Genomic DNA, 25,613 nt, shown 5'->3' with positions numbered 1-25,613 from the left:
CAAGCTCAACCAGCGACGGACAAGCTCAAACGCCCGACGGCGTTGTAATAAGTGGCGCTATTTGAGGACCGAACTGTAGACGTCCAGCGTGGTCTGAGTGATCGACTCCCAGGAGAAGTGCTCCTCGGCACGCTTGCGGCCGGCCTGGCCCATTTCGCGTGCGCGGGACGGGTCGGACACAACCTCGGTCAGGGCTGCGGCGAACTCGCTGACGAACTTCTCCGGATCCAGCGGCGTGCCGGTACCATCGGTCACCTGCTCGAGCTCCACCAGCAGGCCGGTCTCGCCGTGGTTCACCACCTCGGGAATTCCGCCCGTTGCACTGGCCACCACGGCGGCGCCGCAGGCCATCGCTTCCAGGTTCACGATGCCGAGCGGTTCGTAGATGGAAGGGCAGGCGAAAGCGGTGGCGTGGCTCAGGACCTGGATCAGCTCATTGCGGGGCAGCATGCGCTCGATCAGCACCACGCCGCTGCGCTGGCTCTGCAGCTCCTCGATCAGCCGGGCGGTTTCCGCTGCGAGTTCCGGCGTGTCCGCCGCGCCGAGGCAGAGGACCAGCTGCACGTCCGCAGGGAGCTTGGCGGCGGCCCGCAGCAGGTACGGGACACCCTTCTGCCGGGTGTTGCGGCCCACAAACACCACACTGGGGCGGGCGGGGTCGATGCCTAGGGTGCGGATGATGTCGTCGTTCTCATCGCGGTTCCAGAGGCTGACGTCGATGCCGTTGTGCACCACCTTGACCTTGGCCGGGTCAACGTCCGGGTAGCTGCGCAGAATGTCCTGCCGCATGCCCTCGGACACGGCGATGATCGCGGCCGCAGCCTCGTACGCGGTCTTTTCCACCCACGAGGACAGGGCGTAGCCGCCGCCAAGCTGCTCGGCCTTCCAGGGCCGCAGCGGCTCCAGGCTGTGGGCGCTGAGCACGTGCGGGATGCCGTGCAGCAGCGATGCCAGGTGGCCCGCCATGTTGGCGTACCACGTGTGCGAATGCACCAGGTCCGCGCCGGCGACGTCCGGGACGATGCGCAGGTCCACGCCCAGGGTCTGCACGGCAGCATTCGCGGCGCCCAGATCCTCGGGCACCGAGTAGGAGGTCACGGCGGCGCCATGATAGTCGGCGTCCCGGGGTGCGCCAAAGGCGCGCACCTGAAGGTCCACATGCTTGGCCAGGACCCGGCTCAGCTCGGCAACGTGGACGCCCGCGCCGCCATAGATTTCGGGCGGAAACTCTTTAGTCACAATGTCTATTCGCACGTTACCCAAGGTAGTCGTTACGGTTGAACTGTTCTAGTGTGAAGAAAGTCCGGACAAACCGGATTTTTTGGGGAGATACGAAGGCGTACAGGAGCGACCATGCCGTCAACGAAGAAAGTCCTGGCAATAGTCCTCGCCGGAGGCGAGGGAAACCGACTCATGCCGCTGACGGCAGATAGGGCCAAACCTGCTGTGCCGTTTGCCGGCAGTTATCGACTTATCGATTTCGCGCTGTCCAACCTCGTCAACTCCCGGTACCTGCAGATCGTGGTCCTGACGCAGTACAAGTCCCACAGCCTTGACCGCCACATCTCGGAGACGTGGCGGATGTCCACCCAGCTCGGCAACTACGTCGCCTCCGTTCCGGCCCAGCAGCGCGTGGGCAAGAGCTGGTTCCTGGGCAGCGCCAACGCCATTTACCAGTCCCTGAACCTGATCCACGATGCCAACCCAGACATCGTCGTCGTGGTGGGCGCGGACCACGTGTACCGCATGGACTTCTTCCAGATGGTCGAACAGCATGTCAAGAGCGGGGCCAAGGCCACGGTGGCTGCCGTACGCCAGCCCCTGAACATGGCCGACCAGTTCGGTGTCATCGAAGTGGACCCGGAAGACCCCCAGAAGATCGCCGCATTCGTGGAGAAGCCGTCGTCCACCCCCGGGCTGGCTGCGGACCCAACCCAGTTCCTGGCCTCGATGGGCAACTACGTCTTTGACGCAGACGCGCTGGTGGATGCGCTCCACGTCGACGCCGAACGCCTCGACACCAAGCACGACATGGGCGGGGACATCATCCCCTACTTCGTCAATCAGGGGCAGGCCGGCGTCTACGACTTCACCCTCAACGACATTCCCGGCTCCACCGAACGGGACCGGACGTACTGGCGTGACGTGGGGACCATCGACTCTTTCTACGACGCCCACATGGACTTGATCTCGCCGCTTCCGGTGTTCAACCTGTACAACTCCGAATGGCCCATCTACACGCGCCAGAGCATCGCCCCGCCGGCCAAGTTCGTCCGTGGCGAGAACAACACCGTGGGAACCGCCCTCGACTCGATCGTGGCCAGCGGCGTGGTCATCTCCGGCGGCATCGTGGAAGGCTCTGTGCTGTCCAACGACGTCTACGTCGGCTCCGCCAGCCGCGTCATTGACTCGGTGCTCATGGACAAGGTGCAGATCGGCAAGGGCGCCGTGGTGCGCCGGGCCATCATCGACAAGAACGTCAAGGTTCCCGCAGGAGCGGCCATCGGCCTGGACCCGGACCTCGACCGCGCCCGGGGCTTCAAGGTCACCGACTCGGGTATCACGGTGCTCTCCAAGCACCAGGCCGTGCCGGAACCGGACGACGCCGAGCGTGCGCTGTCCGCGGCGAACCTGCACCTGGTTCCGGACGCTGTGAAGGCCGCCACCGAGAACTGGCCCGAGATCCGCAGCTCAGTCGAGCACGTGGGCAAGGTCCAGGCCGCCGCCGCTGGTGTGAACTCCCCGGCGCAGCAGGCCGTCCGTTCCTAATCCCCTGTTCAAGCAATTTCCTTGAGGCAGGTCTGACCCTCCACAGGCTGTAAAATCAGGTCAATGAGCTCCGCCGATCTGACGCCTGAAGAGATTCAGGCCTGCCTCAAGGTTTTGAATACCATCCACGTCTACGACGAGGAGCACCCTGACTACGTCTCGGTGCGCCGCGCCACCGGCAAGATGTTCAAGGCCGTGAAGCGGCACCGGCGCGTGACCAAGCGCGACCTGATCGCGGAAGCGGACCGCGCGGTGCTGGCCCAGACCGCCACCGCTGCGCCTGACCGGATCGACGACGAGACGCGCGGCAATAAACTCGCGACGTCCGCCACCGGCGAGGTCGCCGGCCACCTCATCAGGTCCCGGCCCTGCTACATCTGCAAGCAGCACTACACCCAGGTGGACGCCTTCTACCACCAGCTGTGCCCCGAGTGCGCGGCGTTCAGCCACTCCAAGCGCGATGCCCGCACCGACCTCACCGGCCGGCGTGCCCTGTTGACCGGCGGCCGCGCCAAAATCGGCATGTACATTGCCCTGCGCTTGCTCCGCGACGGCGCGCACACCACCATCACCACGCGCTTCCCCAAGGACGCCGCCCGCCGTTTCGCGGCCATGGAGGACAGCGGGGAATGGCTGCACCGGCTGAAGATCGTGGGCATCGACCTCCGCGACCCCTCGCAGGTCATGGCCCTCACCGATAACCTCAATGCCGCGGGACCGCTGGACATCATTATCAACAACGCGGCCCAGACGGTGCGGCGCTCCGGCAATGCGTACAAGCCCCTCGTCGACGCCGAGGACGAGCAGCTCCCCGCAGCCCTGGAGCCAGCCAACGGGGGCCCGGAACTGGTCACCTTCGGCCATGCGCACGACAAGCACCCGCTCGCGATTGCCAGCAGCGTCACCGAACACCCGGTCCTGGCCGGCGACGCCGTCACGTCCCTTGCCCTGTCCACCGGTTCGGCGTCCCTGGAACGGATCGCGGCCGGAACGGCCATCGACGCCGGCGGCCTGGTTCCGGACCTTGCCACCATCAACAGCTGGACGCAGGTGGTGGACGAGGTGGACCCGCTGGAGATGCTCGAGGTGCAGCTGTGCAACGTCACCGCGCCCTTCCTCTTGGTCAGCCGGCTACGGGATGCCATGAAGCGGTCCACTGCGCACCGCAAGTACATCGTCAACGTGTCCGCCATGGAGGGCCAGTTCTCCCGGGCGTACAAGGGACCCGGCCACCCGCACACCAACATGGCCAAGGCGGCCCTGAACATGATGACCCGCACCAGCGCCCAGGAAATGCTGGACTCCGACGGCATCCTCATGACCGCCGTCGATACCGGCTGGATCACCGACGAACGCCCGCACTTCACCAAGGTCCGGCTGATGGAGGAAGGCTTCCACGCGCCCCTTGACCTGGTGGACGGCGCAGCCCGCGTCTACGACCCCATCGTCATGGGCGAAAAGGGCGAAGACCAGTACGGGGTGTTCCTGAAGGACTACAAGTCCAGCCCCTGGTAACTGCTCGCGGCTGGTGCCGTCGTTTCGTAGCATGGTTCCATGAACAGGGCATCACAGGACAGGGCATCACAGGACAGCGCACCGCAGGACGGAAAGCTGACCTTCGACGAGTGCTGGGACCTGCTTGCCGCTTCGGTGGTGGGCAGGCTCGCCCTCATCGTGGACGGCCACCCGGAAATCTTTCCCGTCAACTTCGTCATTGAGCGCCGCAGCATCGTCTTCCGCACGGCCGGCGGCACCAAACTCTGGCAATCCGGCAAGGAGACGCCCGCGGCGTTTGAGATTGACGGCTACGATGCGGACAGCCAGGAGGCTTGGAGCGTCGTGGCACGCGGCACCACCACCCTGGTGGACAGCAATACGGAGCAGGCCGCGGCGGACGCACTGGGCCTGGACCCATGGGAGCCTGGGGACAAATCCCGTTACGTCCGCCTGTCACTGCAAGTGCTGACCGGCCGCCGCTTCAAGGTTGCTGCTCCGCACATCTGGTCAACCCGCCTCCAGGACCAGCGCAGGTCGTCATTCGAGTAGCCAACCGCGCTCTGGCAGGTCACCCAGACTCTGGCAGCTCGGGTGGCTGCGGCGTAGGCTCTGGTGCATGGCAGCTGACGCGTCGCCCGGCCCTGGCAAGGAGCCGGTGGAACACCTTGAATCCAGGCAGTGCTGGGACCTGCTGAGGCAGGTTTCGGTGGGGCGCCTCGCCGTATGGGTGGACGACCAGCCGGACATCTTCCCGCTCAACTACACGGTGGACCACGGAACTCTGGTGTTCCGGACTGGATCGGGAACCAAGCTCGGCGGTGCGCTGGGCGAAGCGCCGGTGGCGCTGGAGGCCGACGGCGTCGACGCCGTTTCGGGACTGGCCTGGAGCGTGGTGGTCAAAGGCAAGGCGGCACCGATCACCGGCATCGAGGAAGTGCTCGATTCCGTCTCGCTCTACCTCTTCCCGTGGCAGGCAGGACAGAAGGACCACTTCATCCGCATCACGCCGGAGTCGATCAGCGGCAGACGGTTCAAGGTCACCGCGCCGCTCACCTGGTGGACCCAGCTCAGCGGCGCGGTGAAGTCCTCGCCAGAGTGAAACACCGGTAGAGCGCCACCCCAGCCCAGCCCAGTACTCCTAGGCCAGGCGGGTGATCTCCACGCTGACGCTCAGGTCTGAGCCGCCGCCGCCGGACAGGATGCCCTTCAGCGGAGGCACGTCCCGGTAGTCGCGGCCCCGGGCCACCGTCACATGGAAATCGCCGGCCGGCTTGTGGTTGGTGGGGTCCCAGCTGCGCCATTCGCCGTCCCACCATTCCAGCCACGCGTGGGACTGGCCGGCCACCGCCTCGCCGATGTCCGCCGTCGACCGCGGGTGCAAGTAACCGGAGACATACCGGGACGGGATGCCGCAGCTGCGGAGGGCACCGATCGCGAGGTGCGCCAGGTCCTGGCACACGCCCTGGCGCTGGGTCCAGGCCTCCTCGGCGTTGGTGGTGACGCCGGTGGTGCCTTTCATATAGGTCATCTCGCCGCGCATCCAGGCGAAGATAGCAAGGGCTGCCTCATGCGGGTTCTTGCCCTCGACTACACCCGGAATGATGGCCAGGACTTCCTCCCCCGGTCCAGTCAGCTGGGACTGAGGCGCCCAGTCGCTGAACTGGTTGAGCGTCTCCGGGGAGGCGAGATCGTCCCAGCCCACGATGTCGGCCTCCGACGGTACACGCACCGCCCGGTGGACCTCAACGGTGGTGGTGGCCAGGACTTCCAGGTGCTCGTGTGGCATCTGCATGTCGAACGCGGTGACGCGGGTACCCCAGTAGTCGCGGTAGCTGCTGACCGCAGCCTGCGACGGGGTGACCTTCATGGAGGACTCCAGCACCACCTGCTGCGGGTCCGTCAGCGGGGTCATGCGGGCCTCGTTGTAGGACAGCGTGACCCGCTGCTTGTACTTGTAGCCGGTCCTGTGGACGATGCTCAGCCGGGTCATGAAACTTCTCCCACCCAGGCCAGTTCATCCGCCTGATTGAAGTACTTACGGGAAATGGCGTCCGACGTCTGCGCGACTGCCTTCTGGACGCGCTCCATGTGCTCCGGAAGCTCGGACATGAGGTCATCCGTGCGGTGGAACTCCAGGAACGTGCGGGCTTGGCCTACAATCCGGCGGGCATCGTTGATGAAGCCGACGCGCTGGGCCGAGGGGTCCAGCTTGGCCAGGCACTCGTCGGCGTCACTTAGGGCGTAAACGATGGACCGCGGAAACAGCCGGTCCAGCAGGAGGAACTCGGCCGCGTGCTGGTCGCCGAAGGCCGCGCGGCGGGTCCGCAGGAAGGATTCGTAGGCGCCGGCACAGCGGAGCATGTTCACCCAGGACATGCCTGCGGAGAGGACGTCGCGGGTGGAGAGCATCCGGGCGGTCATGTCCGCCCGCTCCAGCGAACGGCCCAGCGCAAGGAAGAGCCAGCTGTCGTCGTGGCTGACAGTGGTGTCGGCCAGGCCGCTGACCATGGCGGTGCGCTCGAGCACCCAGTGGCAAAAGCGGTAGGTGCCCACCACGTCCTTGCGGTGCTGGTTCAGCCCGTAGTAGGTGGTGTTCAGGCTTTCCCAAAGGCCGGACGAGACCGTCTCGCGGGCGCGCCTGGCGTTCTCGCGGGCAGCGCCGAGGGACCCCGCAATCGAGGTGGCGCTGTGCTTGTCGTAGGCGAGGGCGTGGAGCAGCTCTTCCAGGCCGAAGTCCTCGCTCTGCGGGCGCGCCCCCATGACCCCGAGCAGTTCGCGGGCAACGCTGCGACGCTCCTCCGTGGGCAGGTGGTTCAGGCGCTCCAGGTGGACGTCGAGGATGCGTGCCGTGCCGTCGGCCCGTTCAACGTAGCGGCCGATCCAGAACAGGGATTCGGCAATTCGGCTAAGCATTCGCGGTTACCTCCTGCGCGTCAGAAATCTGCTGTTGCTGCTGCTCCGACTGCCGGTCGCGCCAGTTGCTCTCGACCGGCCACACGGAAACCCGCTCACGGACGGTGACGGACTGCTGCGGCAGCCGCTCCACTGGCACCTGCGGGGAACCGGCCAGCACCCAGGTGTCCTTCGATCCGCCGCCCTGGCTGGAATTCACGATCAGCGATCCTTCCTTCAGGGCCACGCGGGTGAGGCCGCCGGGCAGCACCCATACGTCATCGCCGTCGTTGACCGCGAACGGCCGGAGGTCCACGTGCCGGGGGCCGAACTTGTCGCCGCTGAGCGTGGGCACGGTGGACAGCTGCAGCACCGGCTGCGCAATCCAGCCGCGGGGGTCGGCGATGACGCGCTTGCGCAGCGCCTCAAGCTCTTCTTTGGACGCGTCCGGGCCGATGACCAGGCCCTTGCCGCCGGAGCCGTCCACCGGCTTGACCACGAGTTCGTCGAGGCGGTCCAGGACGTGCTCGCGGGCTTCCTTCTCCTCCAGCCGGAAGGTGTCGACGTTGGCGATCACCGGTTCCTCACCGAGGTAGTAGCGGATCAGGTCCGGGACGTAGCTGTACACGAGTTTGTCGTCCGCCACGCCGTTGCCCACCGCGTTGGCGATGGTGACACCGCCTGCGCGGGCGGCGTTGACCAGGCCGGGGCAGCCGAGCATGGAGTCGGAGCGGAACTGCAGGGGGTCGAGGAAGTCGTCGTCGATGCGCTTGTAGATGACGTCCACGCGCTGTTCGCCGGCGGTGGTGCGCATGTACACCCGGTTGCCGCGGCAGATGAGGTCGCGGCCTTCCACGAGTTCCACGCCCATCAGGCCTGCCAGGAGGGTGTGCTCGAAGTACGCGCTGTTGAACACGCCGGGCGTCAGCACCACCACCGTGGGGTCGTCCACGCCTGATGGCGCCGTCTTGCGCAGCGCCGAAAGCAGCCGGCGGGGGTACTCCTCCACCGGGCGGATCAGCTGCTGGCCGAAGGCCTCCGGCAGGCCCTTTGCCATGGCCCGGCGGTTCTCCAGCACGTAGCTCACGCCGGACGGCACGCGGACGTTGTCCTCCAGGACCCGGAACGTTCCGGCGGCGTCGCGCACCACGTCGATGCCGGAGATGTGCACCCGCACCCCGCCGGCGGGTTCGAAGCCGTGCACTGCACGGTGGAAGTGCGCGCTGGTGGTGATCAGCTGGCGCGGGATCACGCCGTCGGACACCACTGTCATCTTGTCGTAGACGTCATTCAGGAACGCCTCGAGGGCGCGCACGCGCTGGGCGACACCGCGTTCCAGCACGTCCCATTCATCGGCGGGGATGACGCGCGGCACGATATCCAGCGGAAACGGGCGCTCCTCCCCCGCGAAGTCAAAGGTCACACCGCGGTCCAGGAACGTCCTCGCCATCGAGTCCGCCCTGGCGCTGACGTCTGCCAGGGACAGCTCCCGCAGGGCACCCGCAACCTGGCCATACGACTGGCGTGCCCTTTGCCCGGGGGCAAACATCTCGTCGTAGGCGCCGGTGCGGCCGGCAGCCTCGGAGTAATCCTGGAATAGGTCAGACATGGTCATTAGCCAACCACCTTTTTGTTGCGAATTCATTTCCCGTCCCGCCCTGGCGTGTTGGCGGGACTTCCGGTTGGTCTTTGGCGTCGGCGTCGGGCAATGTTGGGACGTGCCAGACTTCCGACTCCCGCAAAAGCTGCTGCCGCAATTGCGCGGGATGACGCATCAGAACTTTACCCGGATTCTGCCCGGCCTGCTGACCGCCGTCGTAGCCTTGGCCTTCGCATTCGCAATACACGCCGCCGTGCCCGCGCTTCCGGCCATGACCCTGGCCGTGGTGCTTGGCCTGCTGGCAGCCAACCTTCCCGGCACGGCGGTGTGGACGGCAGGCCGTGCCCGGCCGGGGCTGGACTTCGCCGGCAAGCACCTGATGCGCGGCGGCATCGTGCTCCTCGGGCTGAAGGTGAGCATCTCGGACGTGCTGGGCCTGGGCTGGCTTGCCCTCCTGCTCATCACGGCGGTGGTGGTGGCCAGCTTCGGCGGGACCTACGGTATCTCCCGGCTGTTCCGGCTTTCGCCCGATACGGCCTTGCTGATTGCCACCGGGTTTTCCATCTGCGGTGCATCCGCGATCGGGGCGATGGCCGCGGTGAGGCGCATCAGCCACCGGGACACGGTCCTGCCCGTGGCGCTCGTAACACTGTGCGGGACGCTGGCCATCGGCGTGCTCCCGCTGCTGGTCCATCCGCTGCATTTGAGCGCCGAGGCGTTCGGTGCGTGGACCGGCGCCTCGGTCCACGACGTCGGGCAAGTGGTGGCCACGGCGCAAACCGCAGGTCCGGCGGCGCTGGCCCTCGCCGTCGTCGTCAAACTCACCCGGGTGATCCTGCTGGCGCCGATGGTGGCCATGGCCGGGGCGGAGCAGCGGATCCGGCACCGCCGGGAGGCAGGCGGCCGGGCCGGCGGCCCCGCCGCGGGCACGCCTCCGCTGGTTCCACTGTTCGTCGTCGGCTTCATCGTGATGGTGGCGCTGCGCTCCAGCGGCTGGCTCTCCAGCGGCTGGCTGGAGGCAGCGGCCGGCCTGCAGGACATGCTGCTGGGCGCTGCCCTGTTTGGACTCGGATCGGCGGTGCGTATACGCACCCTGCTGCACACCGGGGCGCGCGCCGTGCTGGCCGCCTTCGCGGCGTGGCTGCTGATCGCCGTCCTCGGGCTGGCCGCCGCACTGCTCATGGTGCAGTAGCCCTCATGGTTCAAGAGCTGCTCATGGTGCAATAGCGCCGTGATTCAATAGCTTGGTGTCGAATCAGAACCTCCAGCGCAACGAAGCGGCAGAGCGGTCCGCCCTGATCACCACCCACAGCTACGACGTCGCACTCGACGTCCGCAGCGCACCGGATCCGGACACGGCAGGCTACGCCAGCCGCAGCACCATCGCCTTCTCGGCAGCGAAGCCGGGAGCATCCACCTTCCTGGACTTCATCGCCGGGGACGTGCACAGCGTGGTCCTGAATGGCGTCGAACTGCCGCTGCCCGACGTGGTGGACGGGGCACGGATCCGGCTGGACAACCTGCAGGCTGAGAACAAGGTGACGGTCACCGGAACTGCCCTCTACAGCAGCTCGGGCGAGGGCATGCACCGGTTCTTCGACCCCGCCGACGGCCAGTGCTACCTCTACACCCAGTACGAACCGGCCGATGCCCGCCGGGTCTTCGCGAACTTCGAACAGCCAGACCTCAAGGCCCGGTTCACCTTCTCCGTCACTGCCCCGGCCGGCTGGGAGGTGGCCTCCAACGGAACCGAGGCAGCGCGTCTGCCCCTGGCGGAGGATGCCGCCGCGGCCCGCTGGGACTTCGTTCCCACCCTGCCCATGTCCACCTACATCACCTCCGTGCTTGCCGGCCCCTACTTCAAGGCCGAGGACCACTGGAGCAGGACGGACGACGGCGGGACCCGCCTCGACGTGCCGCTGGCACTTTACTGCCGGGCCTCCATGGCGCCCTCGTTCGACGCCGCCGAGCTGTTCAGGCTCACCAAGCAGGGCCTGGAATTCTTTGACGGGCTGTTCGACTACCCCTACCCCTGGGGCAAGTACGACCAGGCCTTCGTGCCCGAATACAACCTCGGGGCCATGGAAAATCCCGGGCTGGTCACCTTCACGGAAAACTACGTGTTCACCTCACGGGCCGCGGATTCCCAGTACCAGGGCCGCGCCAACACCCTGCTGCACGAGATGGCGCACATGTGGTTCGGCGACCTCGTGACCATGCAGTGGTGGGACGACCTGTGGTTGAAGGAATCCTTTGCGGACTACATGGGCACCCTCGGCGTGGACCGCGCCACGGACTGGGACACCGCCTGGGTCAACTTCGCAAACAACCGCAAGGCCTGGGCCTACGTCCAGGACCAGCTGCCCACCACCCATCCGATCGTGGCCGACATCCCCGATCTTGAGGCGGCCAAGCAGAACTTCGACGGCATCACGTACGCGAAGGGCGCCTCCGTCCTGAAGCAGCTCGTGGCCTACGTCGGCTTCGACGCCTTCATTGCCGGCTCCCGGCGGTACTTCAGGGACCACGAGTACGGCAACACCACGCTGGCTGACCTGCTCGGCGCACTGGCCGTTTCTTCGGGCCGCGACCTCACCACGTGGGCCCGGCAGTGGCTCCAGACCTCGGGCATTTCCACGCTGAGCGCCGAGCTGGAGACGGCTGAATCGGCTGACGGTCCGGCCAGCCTCGGGCGGGTCACGTTGCTGCAGGACGCGCCTGATCCCGTCACCGGCCGCCAGGAGCCGCGCCCGCACCGGCTGCGCATCGGGCTCTACAACTTCGACGCCGGCGGCAGGCTGGTCCGGACTGACTCCGTGGAGACTGACCTGGCCGGCGGGGCCCAGGAAATCACGGCCCTGTCCGGGAAGGCCCGGCCGGCCCTGCTTTTGGTCAATGACGAGGACCTGAGCTATGCCAAGGTGCGGCTGGATCCGGTCTCCGAGGCCACCGTCCGTTCCTCACTGGACCGGATCAGCGACCCCATGGCCCGTGCCCTGTGCTGGTCCGCGCTGTGGAATTCGGCCCGCGACGGCATTGCACCGGCTTCGCGGTATGTGGACGCTGTCCTCCGCTTCGCTGCCGCCGAATCCGGAATCGGCGTCCTGCTCAACATTCTTGGCAACGCCACCATGGCCCTTGAACAGTACGTTCCGGCCCGGGAACGCGGAGCCCTGCGGAAGTCCTTTGCCGAGGGCGCGGCACGGGAGCTGTACGCAGCGGAGCCCGGCTCGGACCAGCAGCTTGCCTGGGCCAGGACACTTGCCACGGTCAGCCGCACAGAGGGCAGCCAGGCGTCGCTGCTCCGCGGGCTGCTGGATGGCAGCGAGCGGGTGCCGGGACTGTCCGTGGACGCCGAGCTCCGCTGGAGCCTGTGGCATGCCCTGGCGGCCCGTGGCCTGGCCACGGAGCAGGAGCTCGACGCCGAGCTGGCCAGGGACACCACGGCCTCCGGACGCACCGGGCACGCCACGGCGCTGGCAGCCCGGCCGGACGCGGCGGTCAAGGCCGCGGCTTGGGACGCCGCAGTGCGCGGGACGGAGCTCTCCAACCAGCTGCTCAGCGCGACCATTGCCGGGTTCAACACCGCCGACGAAGAACTTCTGGACCCGTTTGTGGAGCTTTATTTCGAGTGCCTGGAGACGGTGTGGGCGGAGCGGAGCATCGAGATCGCGAGCCGCATCGTCCGCGGACTCTACCCGGCTGTCCAGGATCTGGAGCCGGCCGGGAACCCCGAGGATCATCCGGTGGTGGCCCGCACGGACCGCTGGCTTTCAGAGCACCCGGATGCCGCGCGTGCCCTGCGCCGGATCATCATCGAACAGCGGAACCACCTGCACCGTGCACTGTCCGCGCAGGCACTATCGGGTTTAGGGCACCCGGTGCAGCCACGTGTCCGTGCCGAACTTTGATGCGACACGTTCACGGGCGGTCTCCAGCTCCTGGGCCGTGATCTCCGACGGCGTGGCTCCGTAGCGCTCGGCGAACACCTCCATCATGGCCGCCACGATCTCCGCCCGGGCCAGCCCGGTCTGGCGGCGCAGCGGGTCCACGCGTTTCTTGGCGCTGGTGGTTCCTTTGTCCGAAAGCTTTTCCTTGCCGATCCGGAGCACGTCCACCATCTTGTCGGCGTCGATGTCGTAACTCATGGTCACGTGGTGGAGCATGCCGCCGTTGGCGAGCCGCTTCTGCGCTGCGCCGCCGATCTTGCCCTGGCCGGTGGCGATGTCGTTGAGCGGAACGTAGAAGGCGTCGATGCCGAGCTTTTTCAGGGCGGCCATGACCCACGCGTCGAGGAACGCGTAGGAGTCGGCGAAGCTGATCCCGTCCACGAGCGTCTGCGGCAGGTAGAGCGAGTAGGTGATGCAGTTGCCGGCCTCCATGAACATCGCTCCCCCGCCGCTGATGCGCCGGACCACGGTGATGCCGTGCCGGGTCACGCCGTCGGGATGCACCTCATTGCGGTAGGACTGGAAGCTGCCGATCACCACCGACGGTTCCTCCCAGTCCCAGAAACGGATGGTGGGGTTGCGGCGCCCGGCGCCGACCTCCTCGGTGAGCACCTCGTCCAGCGCCACGTTCAGGTGCGTGGGCAGCACGCTAGGCGCGATGATGTTCCAGTGGTGGTCCGTCCATGCGGTGGCCTTGGCCAGCGCCCTGCGGACGGCGATGGCGACGGCGTCGGCCGAGAACCCGAACAGCACGGCGTCCTCCGGGAGGGAGGCCTCCACGGCGGAGGCGATGTCGGCCGCCGTCGAAGTTTCCGGCAGTCCTCCTAAGGCGCCATTAATGGCCAGGAGGGCCTCATCCGGTTCGAGGAAGAAGTCGCCGCTGAGGGAAACGTCCGTCAAGGCGCCGTCCTCGACGTCGAGGTCCACCACCACGAGCTTGCCGCCCGGGACCTTGTACTCACCGTGCAGCCCCGGGGCCGCCTCTCCCCCTGCAGATATTGGCGTGGCAGTCATGCCTTCCATCCTGCCCCATAAACGCGAAAAGCCCGCACCGTTGCCGGTGCGGGCTTTCCAAAGAACCTTGGGGAGAAGTGAATTACTTCTTGCCGCCGAAGCCCTTGAAGCGAGCGTTGAAGCGCTCGACGCGGCCAGCGGAGTCCATGATGCGCTGCTTGCCCGTGTAGAACGGGTGGGACTCTGAGGAGATTTCGACGTCGATGACCGGGTAGGTGTTGCCGTCTTCCCACTCGATGGTCTTCGAGGAAGACACGGTGGAGCGGGTCAGGAACTTCGTGCCGGAGGCCAGGTCGTTGAAAACAACAGCTTCGTACTTCGGGTGGGTGTTCGACTTCATAATGGGGCCTTTGTTCGCGCAACTGGATTTTGCCAGCTGCCAGGTATGAATGGGATGGCTTCCATCAGTGCATTGGCCACCCAGAAGGATAGCGAAAAACACAGTGGAACCAGCTAACAATCATAGCCGATGGTGGAGGATCTAACGAACCCGCCGCTCCCCGTGGTCAGGCCCGGGGCCGCAGCTCCCAGAATGCGACGGCGGACGCCGCCGCAACGTTGAGTGAGTCCACGCCCGCACGCATCGGGATCTTGACGGCGAGGTCGACGGCGGCGAGGGTCGCAGCGCTCATGCCGGCACCTTCCGTACCCAGCACCAGGGCGAGCCGCTCCGGGTTTCTTGCTGCCAGTTCGTCCAGGTCGACCGCGTCGTCGGTGAGCTCCATGGCTGCCACCGTGAACCCCTGTTCCTTGAGAAGGGTCAGGTCCTGAGGCCAGCTGTCCAGCCTGGCCCACGGTACCTGGAAGACCGTGCCCATGCTGACGCGGACACTGCGGCGGTACAGCGGATCACCGCAGCGGGGCGAGACCAGGACGGCGTCGACGTCCAGCGCCGCCGCCGACCGGAAGATGGCCCCCACGTTCGTGTGGTCCACGATGTCCTCCAGCACAGCCACGCGGCGGGCGCCGGCCAGCAGTTCCGGCAGCGGGACCGGCGCCGGGCGGTGCATGGCCGCCATGGCTCCGCGGTGGAGGTGGAATCCGGTGATTTCCTCCAGGAGGCCGGCGCTGCCAATGTATGCCGGAACGTCGGGGTACTCCTCGAAGATGTCGGCGAGGTCCGGAACCCACTTTTCAGCGAGGAAGAACGACCGCGGCCGGTGCCCGGCGGCGAGGGCACGCCGGAGGACGCGGGAGGATTCGGCGATGTACATGCCCTCGGCGGGTTCGCGGAGTTTCCGCAGGTGGACATCCGTAAGCTGGGTGTAGTCGGCGACGCGTGGATCCGCGGCGGATTCGAGATAGTGGAAAGTCACCGGGCAGTCATTTCGATGATCACTCGCATTTCAGTAATCACTTGAGCAGGTTCGCAACCAGGAAGCCGAGCGCCACCAGGCCGAGGGCAAAAATCATGCCGCGCAGGACAGGCGGGGACAGCCGGCGGCCCACCTTGGCGCCGACGAGGCCGCCGATGAGGGAGCTGACGGCGATGAGGGCCACCACGGCCCAGTTGATCCGGTCGAAGGCAAACAGCAGATAAGAGGCGGCCGCGATCAGGTTCACGCCCAGCACCAGGACGTTCTTCATGGCGTTGGCGTTCTGGATGGTGCCCGTCATGAACACGCCGAGGATGCCCACCAGCAGGATTCCCTGTGCCGCAACAAAGTAGCCGCCGTACACTCCGGCGAGGAAAACAAGCACCACCAGCAAAATGCCGTGGTGCTTGTCGCGGAGGGCGTGCTCGGGGTTCTCTTCACGGTTCCGCACCCAGCGCTGGAGCCTGGGCTGGAATACAACCATGAGCAGGGCCAGGACAATCAGCACCGGCGCTGCGTAGTGGAAGACCTTCTCCGGCAGATGGAGCAGGAGCCAGGCTCCGCTGATGCCGCCCAGCAGGGACGCCGGGAGCAGCCGCAGGAGTTGCCTGCCGCGGCCCTTCAGCTCGCGGCGGTAACCCCATGCACCGGCCGCCCCACCGGCGACGAGGCCCATTGCATTGCTCATGGAGGCCGTCACCGGCGCGACGCCCAGGGCGATCAGCACCGGGAAGGTGACAAGGGTTCCGGACCCGACGACGCTGTTGATGGTGCCGGCCCAGAGGCCGGCGAAGAACACAAGGATGCCGCTGAAAAACTCCACGCTGTGCCGGCCGCGCCGCTAGCGGCGGGCGGTTGCCGTGTAACGGCCGGCGTTCACCGAGACGTCGAGGGGCAGGCCGAAGGTCTCGCTCAGGTTGCCCGAGGTGAGGACCTCTTCGAGCGGGCCGGCAGCCACCACTTCGCCGTCGCGCATGAGCATGGCGTGGGTGAACCCCGGCGGGACTTCTTCAAGGTGGTGGGTGACCAGCACGATCGCGGGGGCGTCCTCGTCCATGGCCAACTGGCTAAGGCGGTGCACGAGGTCCTCGCGGCCGCCAAGGTCCAGGCCGGCGGCAGGCTCGTCGAGCAGCAGCAGTTCGGGGTCGGTCATGAGAGCCCTGGCAATCTGCACGCGCTTGCGTTCACCCTCGGAGAGCGTGGAGAACTTGCGGTTCAGGAGCGGGCCCATGCCCCAATCGTTCAGGAGGGCGAACGCTCGGCGTTCGTCGTCCTTCTCGTAGCCCTCGCGCCAGCGGCCGGTCACGCCGTAGGCGGCAGTGACGACGACGTTGAGCACCGTCTCGTATTCGGGGATTTGGTTGGCCAGGGCGGCCGAGGAGAGTCCGATCCGCGGCCGCAGTTCGAAGACGTCCACCTTTCCCAGGCTTTCGTCCAGGATTCCGGCGATGCCGCTGGTGGGGTGGAGCCTCGCGGCAGCGATCTGCAGCAGAGTGGTCTTGCCGGCGCCGTTGGGGCCGAGGATGACCCACCGCTCGCCTTCACTGACCTGCCAGTCCACCTTGCTCAGGAGCGTTTTGGCTCCGCGCACAACGCTGACGGCGGCCATTTCAAGAACATCACTCATAGAAGTAGACACTAGGACAAAACACCCTGCGACTGATAACCGGCCCGCAATCGGCCGCGATTCACGGTTGAACTGCATAAACCCATGACATAACAGTTGTCATGTGGAGTTTTCCACGACGAGCACCTGCCCGAGGGGACCATACGACTTGACCAGCACCGCCGAAGCAACCCGTTCCACCCAGCGCCGCATCGTGCGGACCTTGTCGGTCGCACAGATCTTCTCCGGCCTGGGCAACGGATCAACCCTGGCTCTGGGCTCCATCCTGGCCGTCGACCTGTCAGGCTCCGAAGCGTGGGCCGGGTCCGTCAACACGGCCCTCACGCTGGGCACAGCAGCCACGGCAATTCCGCTCTCCCGGCTGGCCCTGCAGCGGGGGCGCCGGGTCGCCCTCACCACCGGCCTGGCCGCAGCAATCGCCGGCACCTTCCTGATGGTCGCCGCCGTCACCACGGAAATGTTTGTGCTCTTGCTCGGCGGGGCTTTCCTGGTGGGTTTGGCTTCGGCGGTGAACCTGCAGGCCCGCTTTGCCGCCACCGACCTGGCCGAGCCCGCCCATCGGGGACGCGACTTGTCCCTGGTGGTATGGGCGATCACCATCGGCGCCGTCGCGGGGCCCAACATGGTGGCTCCCGGGGCCGTGCTGGCAGGCTGGCTGGACCTTCCTTCTGCTGCCGGACCCTTCCTGATTTCCGCGCTGGGGATGGTGATCGGCGCTGCCATCGTGGCGCTGACCTTGCACCCGGACCCGCTCCTGACCCGGCGAGGCCTCGACGGGGAGGACCTCCTTCCTGTCGCACAACGTTCGGGCGCCTGGCGGGAAGGCTGGCGGATCGTCAGGGAACACCCCGCCGCCCGCGGAGCGGTCATCGCTGTCATTGCGGCCCATGCGGTGATGGTCGCCGTGATGTCCATGACGCCGCTGCACATGCAGCATCACGCAGGGCAATTCGCCGGGAATCCCGATACCATCGCGCTGATCGGTCTCACCATCTCACTGCACATCGCGGGCATGTACGCTCTGTCACCGCTGATGGGCGCCCTCACCGACCGGATCGGACCGCGCACCACCGCACTGGCCGGCCTCCTTACTTTGCTCGCGGCTGTGGCACTGACCGGACTGGCGTCCCAGAGCATGGGCTCGGTCACCGTCGGCCTGATCCTTCTCGGACTGGGCTGGTCGGCGACCACCGTCGCCGGTTCCACCCTGCTTGTCGCCTCCCTGACGCCTGCGGAGCGCATTCCTGTCCAAGGGTTCTCGGACGCAACCATGTCCCTGGCCGGCGCGGTGGGAAGCGCGGCGGCGGGACCCATCATGGGCCTGACCGGCTACTCCGGCGTCAGCGCTTTGGCGGCGGCAGTGGTCGCGGCCGCAGCCGTGGCACTGCTACGGCAGCGCGTCCGGAGCTGACGGATCAGCATCCTGCGAACTGTTCGGGGCTCGGCCGCTGAGCGCTCCGGAGCGACTTTTCGCAGAACCGTGCCGGGCTGCGTCTGTGAAGACCGCTACCGCTGCAACAACCAGCGCAACCCCGAGGGAAGCCACGACGTCGGTGAGCCAGTGATAGCCCAGATACAGCCGGCTTAAGCCAACCAGCGCGGTGAGTGCCAGGGCAGCAGAGAACCCAAGCACCGCCGTCGTACGCGTTCCGGACCGTGACAAGACGAGGTAGGCGAGCACGACCGTGAACACGCCAACGCCCACGGTGTGACCCGAGGGGAACGAGAGCGCATCGTCCGGGCCGAGCAGGAAATCCGCCGACGGCGGGCGGGACCGGCTGACAAGTTGCTTGATGAGGGTGGTCACCATGACGGCCAGCACCATGGCGCCCATAAGCACGGCCGGGCGCCACAGCTCGCGCTTCCAGATGGCCCACGCCAGTGCAAACACAGCGCCGATCACGGTCAGGATTTCCGGCGCCGTCACGGTCGTCAGGCCGGCCAAGAAGGCGGTGGCGGCGGGATTCCGGGACTCAACCATCAGGCTGTGCACCGGACCGTCCATGGCTGCCAGCCCCGAATCCGACTGGATGGCAGCGAACATGAGCCAGAAAACAGCGTCACCAGCGACCAGGAGAGCCCCGGCCCAGCCGAAAAGTACGTGCTGCGACGCCTTCAGCGGGGGCGCCGGGCGCAGGCGGGCAACCAGGGCAAGGATCATCAGTCCATTCTGCCGGGCCGGCCTCCGGGTTGGCCGGACGTTTGCTGGGAGCCTGCTGGGGACCGCTGCGGTGCGGTGCGTCGATGCTGTGAAATCGATGCCGCGCAACGGATTCGGGAGGCGGCGCTGCGCTGGATAAGATTGCAGCCATGACTTCGAACGTGACTGCGGTCAGCTACGGCCTGAAACTGTCCCCCTCGGAACCGGAAAACCTGCGGTCCCTGTTGGCGGACTCCGGTGCCACCTTCGAGGCTGCCTCCAGCTCAGGCGACGGACGCTTCGAGGTCTGCACCCTGGACTTTTCCGTGCCGTCGGGCTCCGCCGCGGACATCGCCGGACTGCGGCACGCTATTGCCGCCGCGAAGGAGAACGCGGAGCGGACAGGCGTGGACACCGCCATCGTCCCCGCTGAACTGCGGAAGGCGGAGCGCAAGCTCCTCATCATGGACGTCGACTCCACCCTCATCCAGCAGGAGGTCATCGAACTCCTCGCCGCGTACGCCGGAAAGCGCGACGAAGTCGCCGCGGTCACCGAAGCCGCCATGCGTGGCGAACTCGACTTCGCGCAAAGCCTGCACGCCCGGGTGGCCGTCCTCGCAGGGCTGCCGTCCGCCGTCGTCGACTCCGTGCGCGCGGAAGTGAAGCTGAGTGAGGGAGCCGCAGAGCTGGTGGCCGCGTTCAAGGCTGCAGGCCATGCCGTGGCGGTGGTGTCCGGCGGCTTCAACCAGATCCTGCGCCCCATCGCGGAGGACCTGGGCATGGATTACTGGATCGCCAACGAGCTGGAGATCGTGGACGGCGCCCTGACCGGCAAGGTCCTCGGGGCAGTGATTGACCGTGCCGCCAAGGAAAAATACCTTCGCGAATGGGCGGCCGCCGAGGGCATCGCACTGGAGCACACCATTGCCGTGGGCGACGGCGCGAACGACCTGGACATGCTCGGCGCCGCGGGCATCGGGGTGGCCTTCAATGCCAAGCCCGCCGTCCGCGCCGTGGCCGACGCCGCCGTCAACATGCCCTACCTCGACGCGGTGCGGCACATCGCCGGCGTCTAAATTCCGGGGTCTGAACTATGCCGACTAGTCCGACGACGGCGCCCCGGGCCCTGATTAGCCCGATGGCGGCGTGAACTGGCTTGCCGTGAAGACAGCCCCGCCGGGGTCCCGGACCAGGGCGGTCCGTGTCCACTCGGTATCGTCCTGCCCCAGGATATGACCGCCGAGGCGCTCCGCCTCCTGGACTGCCCGGTCCCGGTCCGCAACGGTGAAGGTGACATGCCAGTGCGGCCGCTCGTCCGGCGCAGCCGGTGCCACCCAGCCCACGGCGTCTTCGAAGCCGGCCGGCACGGCGTCTCCCGATTGCCGGGCACGGATATCGGGGTCGACAGTTGCCTCCAGATGGTCGCCATAACCGGGGCGGCGGATCATGATGCCGAAGCCGAGGCGGTCGAACTCCCAGCCGAAGGCCCTGGCGTAGAAATCGGCGGCAGCGTCCGTGTCCGCCGTGTGGAGGTCGCTGAAGTTCCAGCCGCCCGGGAGGTTGACCGCCTGGGCGCCCTGCCGCTCCGCTGCCTGCCAGATGCGGAACTCCGCACCCTCGGGATCGGCCAGCGAGGCCCGCACCCCTCCCACGCCCATATCGGCAGGAGCCGATTTCAGGGTTGCACCGGCTGACAGCAGGTGACGCACCGCAGCCTCTGCATCCTCGACCGCAATGTACGTGTTCCAGGCCGGGACACCGTGGGGCCCGGCGCCCAAACCGGTGATGGCGCCCGTCTCCTGGCCGCCGAGCCGGGCCACCACGTAACTGCCTGTGTCCCCGGGCGGCGCCGTACCGGCGTCGAACTCCCAGCCGAACAGTCCCCCGTAGAAATTCTTGGCTGCTTCCACGTCGGGCTGCTGGCTGTCCACCCAGCACGGCACACCGGCCGGATAGCTCCGCTTCGGTACTGCTGCATCCTCTGCCATGGCTATGACCCTAGGCGTCACGGGGCGCCCGGACAACGCCTGCGCGGCCTGATTTGGGCGCTGATACAGGGACCGCGAGGTTCGGAGGCAGAGAGCTCAGAGGACAGAGAAGGCCCGGCACTGATGCGCCGGGCCTTCGCGTAAGGGATCCGTGTCGGTTACTCGCGTCAGGAGCCCGCGGAGGAAGTGACTAGCCGGCGTTCTTGCCGAAGTAGTCAGCGCCGCCAGCGTATTCCGTGTGGCCGGACTCGACGTCGGCGGTGGCCATGCTGGCAACCACTGCGGCAAATTCCTCCACGGAGTACAGCTTGCCGGCCTCGGCGCGGCGGGCCTCGATGGCGCCCGGGTTGGAGCGGTCCAGCAGCGTGGCGGTCACGGTGCCCTCGATCATGTCGCCGGACACGACCACCAGGGAGATGCCCTTGTCCGCCAGGTTCGGCAGGAGTTCGCGGAGGGCGTCCTCGCCGGCGCGCTTGCTGCGGGCCACGGGCTCGTACTCGGGCATGGTGGGGACCGAGTTGATGAAGTGCGCCTGGTGGCTGGTCACGAACACCACGCGGGAACCCTCCTTCATGAGGGGCGCGGCGGCGTTGAGCATGTTGACCTGTGCGTCGCGGTTCAGCTTGAGGGCGTAGTCCTCTTCCATGCCCGATTCCATGCCGCCCGAGGCGTTCAGGACCAGGACGTCCAGCGAACCGAAGTTTTCCATGGCAGCGCTGGCCAGCGCCTGCACGCCTTCGATGCTGGTCAGGTCAGCGCCCACGGCGACGGCACGGCCGCCGTCGGCCTCAATCCCGGCCACCACCTTGTTGGCGCGCGGCGCCTTCTGGCGGTAGTTAACGACGACGGCTGCGCCCTCGCCGGCGAGGATCTTGGCAACTTCGGCGCCGATGCCGCGCGAAGAACCGGTGACGATGGCTGTCTTGTTGTCCAGCTGTCCCATGTGGGCTCCCTTGTCTAAAGCTCTAACTTTGTTCAAAACGTCTAATTACTGATGACCTGAAGTCCATCATGCCAGCGGGCGCGCCGGTTTCCTTTGTCGGAACGCGACAAAAAGCCCGGTGGCCCGCCGTTGGTAAAACCTGGCCTAATGTCCCTGCGACCTAGTGACCCATGCCGAGGCCGCCGTCGACCGGAATCACGGCGCCCGAAATGTAGGCGGCCTCGTCGCTGGAGATCCAGCGAACCACGTTGGCCACCTCGGAGGCATCGGCGAAACGCCCGGCGGGGATGCTGGACAGGTAATCCTTCTGGGTTGCCTCCGGGAGCTCGGCGGTCATGTCCGTGTTGATGAACCCGGGAGCCACTACGTTCGCCGTGATCCCGCGCGAACCAAGCTCGCGAGTCAGGGAGCGGGCAATTCCCACGAGCCCGGCCTTCGAGGCGGAGTAGTTGATCTGCCCCGGCGCGCCGTACAGGCCCGACACGGAGGAGATGAGCACCACGCGGCCCCTGCGCAGCCGGATCATGCCCTTCGAAGCGCGCTTGATGACGCGGAAGGCCCCGGTCAGGTTGGTGTCGATGACCGATGTGAAGTCATCCTCGCTCATGCGCAGCAGCAGCTTGTCCTTGGTGATGCCGGCGTTGGCAACCAGCACCTCGACCGGGCCGTGGGCGGCCTCAACCTCGGCGAACGCAGCGTCAACGGAAGCTTCGTCGGTCACGTCGGCCTTGACCCCCAGGACACCCTCCGGCAGCTTCGATTCGCTGCGGTAGGTTACGGCCACTTTGTCCCCGTTGGCCACGAATGCCTCCGCGATGGCCAGGCCGATGCCGCGGTTGCCGCCGGTGATGAGGACGCTGCGGGCCGTGGTTGCTGCTTCAGACATGTGTGCTCCGGTTTTCTGCGGAGCATGGCTCCGCCGTGGTGGCTGGATTTTTGACTGCCTCCGATCTTATCGCCCGATTGGGAGCCTCCTGTGGATGGTGAGAGAATTGGGGTAGCCATTGGAGCGTGATCAAACAGTCGTGACATCTGAACCCCAGCCCGGTCAGCAGTTGCCCGGAAAGCGTGACGCCACCTCCGGTCACCCGGAAGTAATCAGCATCACGGACGCCGCCGCCGCGCATTCCGAAGACATGCGTGAGCGCATGATCAAGTACGCCCTCGCCATGGCCATCCGCATGGTGTGCCTGATCCTGATCTTCGTAGTGGACGGCTGGTTCAAGCTGGTTGCGGTGGCGGGCGCGGTTTTCCTGCCCTGGGTCGCGGTGGTGATCGCCAACGGTTCGGACAAGGCGGAGATCCACAGCGATGCGCTGCTCGATTACACGCCGTACGCGGAGCTGGGGGCGGTCGATGAATCCGGACCTGCGGAAAGCTCCGGCGCAGACGATGAACCGACGGTGCTCCAGGGCGAACTCATCATCAATGACGAAGAAGACGACGACGGCCGGGGACAGAAAGCTTCATGAACATTTTCAACCTGGGTGGCGGCAGCGGCGATCTTGCCGGGCCGGCGTCCACGGCCACGTGCTCCCGCAAAGCCTGCCGGGCTGACGCGTCCTGGCAGTTGCTCTGGAACAACCCCAAAATCCACACGCCCGACCGCCGCAAGGTGTGGCTGGCATGCGGCGAGCACAAGGCATGGCTGGAGGACTACCTGCAAACGCGCGGGCTCTGGAAGGAAACCGTGCCGCTCGAGGCCGCAGAGACCGGCGGGAACGGCTGAATGTACAGGTTCCTGTTTTCCAGCAAGTGGCTGGGCTACCTCCTGCTGGCCGCAATCTTCGCCACCGGCTGCGTCTTCCTCGGCCGCTGGCAGATGGACCGCCGGGCCGAGACCCTGGCGGAAATCCAGCGGGTCACGTCCAACTACTCGGCCACTCCCATCACCTTTGATCAGGCCCGCAACGAGTTCAATCAGCTGGACCCGTCGCGGGAATGGACCCAGGTTAAGCTCCAGGGCACTTACGACGTCGACGGGCAGCGGATCGTGCGCAACCGGCCGCTCAACGGCCAGCCCGGGTACGAGGTAGTGGTGCCTTTCAAGCTCGTGTCGGGCGAAACCGTGGTGATTGATCGCGGCTGGCTGCCGATCGGCAACAAGACACCCGGCCGGCCGGACTCCATTCCAGCGCCGCCGTCCGGGCAGATCACGGCAGTGGTGCGGCTCAAGCACAGCGAACCCACGCTGCAGCGCGGTGCCCCGGAAGGTCAGCTCGCCTCCATTGACCTGCCGGCCTACTCCGCCGAGCTGGGCTCCCCGCTCCTCACCGGCGCCTACGGGCAGCTCGCGTCGGAGACGCCGCCGGTGGCGGACATGCCACAGCCGTTCCCCATGCCCTCGGTAGACGAGGGGACGCACCTGTCCTACTCGCTCCAGTGGTTCGCCTTTGGCGTCCTCATGTTTGTGGGCTTTGGTTACGCGGCCCGACAGCAGGCGCGTAACGCCGCCATGGATGCCGAGGATGCCGAGTTGTCGGAGGGCGAGCCTGCCGCCACAGCCGCGGGAGCCCGCCGTCGTCCGCCGGCGCCTAGGAAGCGCAAGCGCCCGACGGCGGAGGAAGAGGAAGACGCGATCCTGGATGCCCAGGGCTACTGAGGGCAGGAGCACGGACATGCTTGCCGACCCGGTGGCCAACGTGCGCCGCGCCCTGACCGCAGCCGGAGCGCGCGACACAGTCACGGTTCTTCCCGGCGCCGTTCCCACGGCGGCCGCCGCGGCTGATGCGCTTGGCTGCGTCGTTGCGGCGATCACCAACAGCCTGGTGTTCGAAGTGGACGGCACTCCCCTGCTGATCCTCGCCAGCGGCGCCGCGAAAGTGGACGTCAGGCTGGTCGCCTCCCAGCTGGGCACTGGACGGATCCGCCGTGCCGCGCCGGACTTCGTCCTGCACCACACGGGCCAGGAAGTGGGCGGGGTTGCACCGGTAGGCCACCCGGCCAAAATCCGCACGCTGCTGGACACTTCGCTCGAAGAGCACGCGACGCTCTGGGCCGGGGCCGGCGACCACCACTCCATGTTCTCGATCAGCTACGGCGAACTGCAGCGGATTACGGACGCCCACGCGCTTCGGGTGCGCTAGGGGCTGCCGGGGGTTCAGTCGTTTGGGGATCGTGGGCGGAAGCAGTCCTTGCGTACGACCGCCTTGGATTCAGACATGCAGGGTGGGCCGGTAGATGAGCTCTTGGGTGTGGCCGTCGAGCGTCCGGCACTCGATCAGCTCGAGATCGAAGTCGGCGGCGCCCTGGAAGATCGGTTCCGCCCCGGTCTGACCGGTGATCACCGGGAAGAGAGTCATCTGGACGCGGTCTACCAGACCCGCGGCCATCAGTGCTCGGTTCATCGACAGGCTCCCGTGGGAGCGCAGCGGAACTGCTGACTCCTCCTTGAGCCGGGCGACGACGTCGACTGCGTCGCCGCCCACGACGGTAGCATCCGGCCAGTCGAGCGGTCCTTGCAGCGTGCTCGACACCACCGTTGCCGGCAGGTTCCTCATCCGCGTAACCCATGGGTCACGCACGTCGGACTCCTCAGTGCTCGAGGCCAGCATCTGGGCGAACGCCCGATACGTGTTGGCCCCGAAGACCATCCGCTGCTCCTCGCTGTACATGGCGAGTCGGTGCTCAAGTAGTTCAGGGCCCTGTTTGCCCCAGTAGCCGGTCCAGTTGCCGCTCGCGGCGCCGAAGCCGTCGAGACTGGAAAAGACGTCGAAGGTGTAGGTAGCGGCCATTATGCTCTCCTCGAGTGCGGCTGTTCGGGTTTGGGAATTCGTATGTCGCAGCGGGAAGAGCTTAGCTACCGAAGCGGAGGCTGACCACCATGTTGATCAGTGCTACTACGCCGGCGCGACGTTGCCGTGACGGCGAAGTGCTC

26 protein-coding genes are annotated in these 25,613 nt (G+C 66.7%); 12 read left to right on the top strand and 14 right to left on the bottom strand.

Annotated features, from left to right (window positions below):
* Positions 1-57 precede the first annotated feature (57 nt).
* Positions 58-1,254, bottom strand: coding sequence for a glycogen synthase (gene glgA / locus J7I85_RS17790; protein ID WP_214854281.1), 1,197 nt, complete (start codon positions 1,252-1,254; stop codon positions 58-60).
* Between the two features lie 99 nt (positions 1,255-1,353).
* On the opposite strand from glgA, the gene glgC reads away from it, so the two are divergent.
* From glgC to J7I85_RS17770, 4 genes are all read left to right on the top strand, one after another.
* Positions 1,354-2,769: a glucose-1-phosphate adenylyltransferase gene (gene glgC, locus J7I85_RS17785; protein ID WP_214854279.1), complete on the top strand. Its 1,416-nt coding sequence runs from the start codon at positions 1,354-1,356 to the stop codon at positions 2,767-2,769.
* A 63-nt stretch (positions 2,770-2,832) separates the two neighbouring features.
* Positions 2,833-4,284 carry an SDR family NAD(P)-dependent oxidoreductase gene (locus J7I85_RS17780; protein WP_214854276.1) on the top strand — a complete coding sequence of 484 codons (1,452 nt, stop codon included), beginning with the start codon at positions 2,833-2,835 and terminating at the stop codon, positions 4,282-4,284.
* 39 nt (positions 4,285-4,323) lie between these two features.
* Positions 4,324-4,815: a pyridoxamine 5'-phosphate oxidase family protein gene (locus J7I85_RS17775; protein WP_214854273.1), complete on the top strand. Its 492-nt coding sequence runs from the start codon at positions 4,324-4,326 to the stop codon at positions 4,813-4,815.
* 67 nt (positions 4,816-4,882) lie between these two features.
* A complete protein-coding gene (locus J7I85_RS17770) occupies positions 4,883-5,365 on the top strand; it encodes a pyridoxamine 5'-phosphate oxidase family protein (protein ID WP_214854270.1) in 483 nt (160 codons plus the stop codon).
* A 39-nt stretch (positions 5,366-5,404) separates the two neighbouring features.
* On the opposite strand, the gene J7I85_RS17765 is transcribed toward J7I85_RS17770, so the two are convergent.
* The 3 genes from J7I85_RS17765 to J7I85_RS17755 are packed head-to-tail and all read right to left on the bottom strand — an operon-like array spanning position 5,405 to position 8,767.
* Positions 5,405-6,256 (bottom strand): transglutaminase family protein, encoded by an 852-nt coding sequence (locus tag J7I85_RS17765; protein WP_214854267.1) that lies wholly within the window; start codon positions 6,254-6,256, stop codon positions 5,405-5,407.
* The gene (locus J7I85_RS17760) at positions 6,253-7,179 is read right to left on the bottom strand and encodes an alpha-E domain-containing protein (RefSeq protein WP_214854263.1); all 927 of its coding nucleotides are present in this window, start codon (positions 7,177-7,179) and stop codon (positions 6,253-6,255) included. The genes J7I85_RS17765 and J7I85_RS17760 overlap by 4 nt, the downstream gene beginning before the upstream one ends.
* Positions 7,172-8,767, bottom strand: coding sequence for a circularly permuted type 2 ATP-grasp protein (locus tag J7I85_RS17755; RefSeq protein WP_214854446.1), 1,596 nt, complete (start codon positions 8,765-8,767; stop codon positions 7,172-7,174). The genes J7I85_RS17760 and J7I85_RS17755 overlap by 8 nt, the downstream gene beginning before the upstream one ends.
* Before the next feature lie 157 nt (positions 8,768-8,924).
* Between J7I85_RS17755 and J7I85_RS17750 the strand changes: the two genes are divergently transcribed.
* Both J7I85_RS17750 and pepN read left to right on the top strand, forming a co-directional pair.
* On the top strand, positions 8,925-9,950 hold the full coding sequence (locus tag J7I85_RS17750) for a YeiH family protein (protein WP_214854259.1): 1,026 nt from the start codon (positions 8,925-8,927) through the stop codon (positions 9,948-9,950).
* Between the two features lie 55 nt (positions 9,951-10,005).
* On the top strand, positions 10,006-12,669 hold the full coding sequence (gene pepN, locus J7I85_RS17745) for an aminopeptidase N (protein WP_214854255.1): 2,664 nt from the start codon (positions 10,006-10,008) through the stop codon (positions 12,667-12,669).
* Here the strand turns inward: pepN and J7I85_RS17740 are convergent.
* The 5 genes from J7I85_RS17740 to J7I85_RS17720 all read right to left on the bottom strand — a co-directional run bounded on the left by J7I85_RS17740 (position 12,628) and on the right by J7I85_RS17720 (position 16,665).
* Positions 12,628-13,722, bottom strand: a complete 1,095-nt coding sequence (locus tag J7I85_RS17740) for a biotin/lipoate A/B protein ligase family protein (protein ID WP_214854252.1) — start codon at positions 13,720-13,722, stop codon at positions 12,628-12,630. The two genes, pepN and J7I85_RS17740, sit on opposite strands and share 42 nt — an antisense overlap.
* Positions 13,723-13,804: 82 nt before the next feature.
* Positions 13,805-14,062 (bottom strand): type B 50S ribosomal protein L31, encoded by a 258-nt coding sequence (locus J7I85_RS17735; protein WP_102973586.1) that lies wholly within the window; start codon positions 14,060-14,062, stop codon positions 13,805-13,807.
* Between the two features lie 166 nt (positions 14,063-14,228).
* Positions 14,229-15,038 (bottom strand): RNA methyltransferase, encoded by an 810-nt coding sequence (locus J7I85_RS17730; protein WP_214854249.1) that lies wholly within the window; start codon positions 15,036-15,038, stop codon positions 14,229-14,231.
* Between the two features lie 37 nt (positions 15,039-15,075).
* The gene (locus tag J7I85_RS17725) at positions 15,076-15,861 is read right to left on the bottom strand and encodes a sulfite exporter TauE/SafE family protein (protein WP_214854246.1); all 786 of its coding nucleotides are present in this window, start codon (positions 15,859-15,861) and stop codon (positions 15,076-15,078) included.
* Positions 15,862-15,879: 18 nt separating this feature from the next.
* Positions 15,880-16,665 carry an ABC transporter ATP-binding protein gene (locus J7I85_RS17720; RefSeq protein ID WP_214854243.1) on the bottom strand — a complete coding sequence of 262 codons (786 nt, stop codon included), beginning with the start codon at positions 16,663-16,665 and terminating at the stop codon, positions 15,880-15,882.
* Positions 16,666-16,813: 148 nt separating this feature from the next.
* Here J7I85_RS17720 and J7I85_RS17715 point away from each other — a divergent pair, with 148 nt between their 5' ends.
* Complete coding sequence (locus tag J7I85_RS17715; protein ID WP_214854240.1) at positions 16,814-18,076, top strand: MFS transporter; 1,263 nt, start codon at positions 16,814-16,816, stop codon at positions 18,074-18,076.
* On the opposite strand, the gene J7I85_RS17710 is transcribed toward J7I85_RS17715, so the two are convergent.
* Complete coding sequence (locus J7I85_RS17710) at positions 18,053-18,826, bottom strand: phosphatase PAP2 family protein (RefSeq protein ID WP_214854237.1); 774 nt, start codon at positions 18,824-18,826, stop codon at positions 18,053-18,055. The genes J7I85_RS17715 and J7I85_RS17710 overlap by 24 nt on opposite strands.
* Positions 18,827-18,975: 149 nt before the next feature.
* On the opposite strand from J7I85_RS17710, the gene serB reads away from it, so the two are divergent.
* On the top strand, positions 18,976-19,881 hold the full coding sequence (gene serB / locus J7I85_RS17705) for a phosphoserine phosphatase SerB (protein WP_214854234.1): 906 nt from the start codon (positions 18,976-18,978) through the stop codon (positions 19,879-19,881).
* Positions 19,882-19,935: 54 nt separating this feature from the next.
* Here the strand turns inward: serB and J7I85_RS17700 are convergent, their stop codons facing one another.
* From J7I85_RS17700 to J7I85_RS17690, 3 genes are all read right to left on the bottom strand, one after another.
* Complete coding sequence (locus tag J7I85_RS17700; RefSeq protein WP_214854231.1) at positions 19,936-20,793, bottom strand: VOC family protein; 858 nt, start codon at positions 20,791-20,793, stop codon at positions 19,936-19,938.
* A 190-nt stretch (positions 20,794-20,983) separates the two neighbouring features.
* Positions 20,984-21,736, bottom strand: a complete 753-nt coding sequence (locus J7I85_RS17695) for an SDR family oxidoreductase (protein WP_214854229.1) — start codon at positions 21,734-21,736, stop codon at positions 20,984-20,986.
* Between the two features lie 160 nt (positions 21,737-21,896).
* Positions 21,897-22,622, bottom strand: coding sequence for a beta-ketoacyl-ACP reductase (locus J7I85_RS17690; RefSeq protein WP_214854227.1), 726 nt, complete (start codon positions 22,620-22,622; stop codon positions 21,897-21,899).
* A 139-nt stretch (positions 22,623-22,761) separates the two neighbouring features.
* Between J7I85_RS17690 and J7I85_RS17685 the strand changes: the two genes are divergently transcribed.
* From J7I85_RS17685 to J7I85_RS17670, 4 genes are read left to right on the top strand one after another with little or no spacing between them, the layout of a single operon-like run.
* Positions 22,762-23,208 carry a DUF3099 domain-containing protein gene (locus tag J7I85_RS17685; protein WP_374102491.1) on the top strand — a complete coding sequence of 149 codons (447 nt, stop codon included), beginning with the start codon at positions 22,762-22,764 and terminating at the stop codon, positions 23,206-23,208.
* Positions 23,205-23,465: a hypothetical protein gene (locus tag J7I85_RS17680; RefSeq protein ID WP_214854223.1), complete on the top strand. Its 261-nt coding sequence runs from the start codon at positions 23,205-23,207 to the stop codon at positions 23,463-23,465. Before J7I85_RS17685 ends, J7I85_RS17680 begins: the two co-directional genes overlap by 4 nt.
* Positions 23,466-24,338 carry an SURF1 family protein gene (locus J7I85_RS17675; protein ID WP_214854221.1) on the top strand — a complete coding sequence of 291 codons (873 nt, stop codon included), beginning with the start codon at positions 23,466-23,468 and terminating at the stop codon, positions 24,336-24,338.
* Between the two features lie 16 nt (positions 24,339-24,354).
* Entirely contained in the window at positions 24,355-24,822 is a 468-nt protein-coding gene (locus J7I85_RS17670) for a YbaK/EbsC family protein (RefSeq protein ID WP_251024511.1), read from the top strand.
* A gap of 69 nt (positions 24,823-24,891) precedes the next feature.
* On the opposite strand, the gene J7I85_RS17665 is transcribed toward J7I85_RS17670, so the two are convergent.
* Positions 24,892-25,470, bottom strand: a complete 579-nt coding sequence (locus tag J7I85_RS17665) for a dihydrofolate reductase family protein (RefSeq protein ID WP_214854216.1) — start codon at positions 25,468-25,470, stop codon at positions 24,892-24,894.
* Positions 25,471-25,613: the final 143 nt, after the last annotated feature.

The sequence above is a fragment of the Arthrobacter sp. ISL-65 genome (assembly GCF_018613795.1).
In the GTDB taxonomy this organism is placed as follows: domain Bacteria; phylum Actinomycetota; class Actinomycetes; order Actinomycetales; family Micrococcaceae; genus Arthrobacter.
Note: the sequence above shows the minus strand (reverse complement) of the source record. Positions and strands in the feature narration are given on the sequence as shown.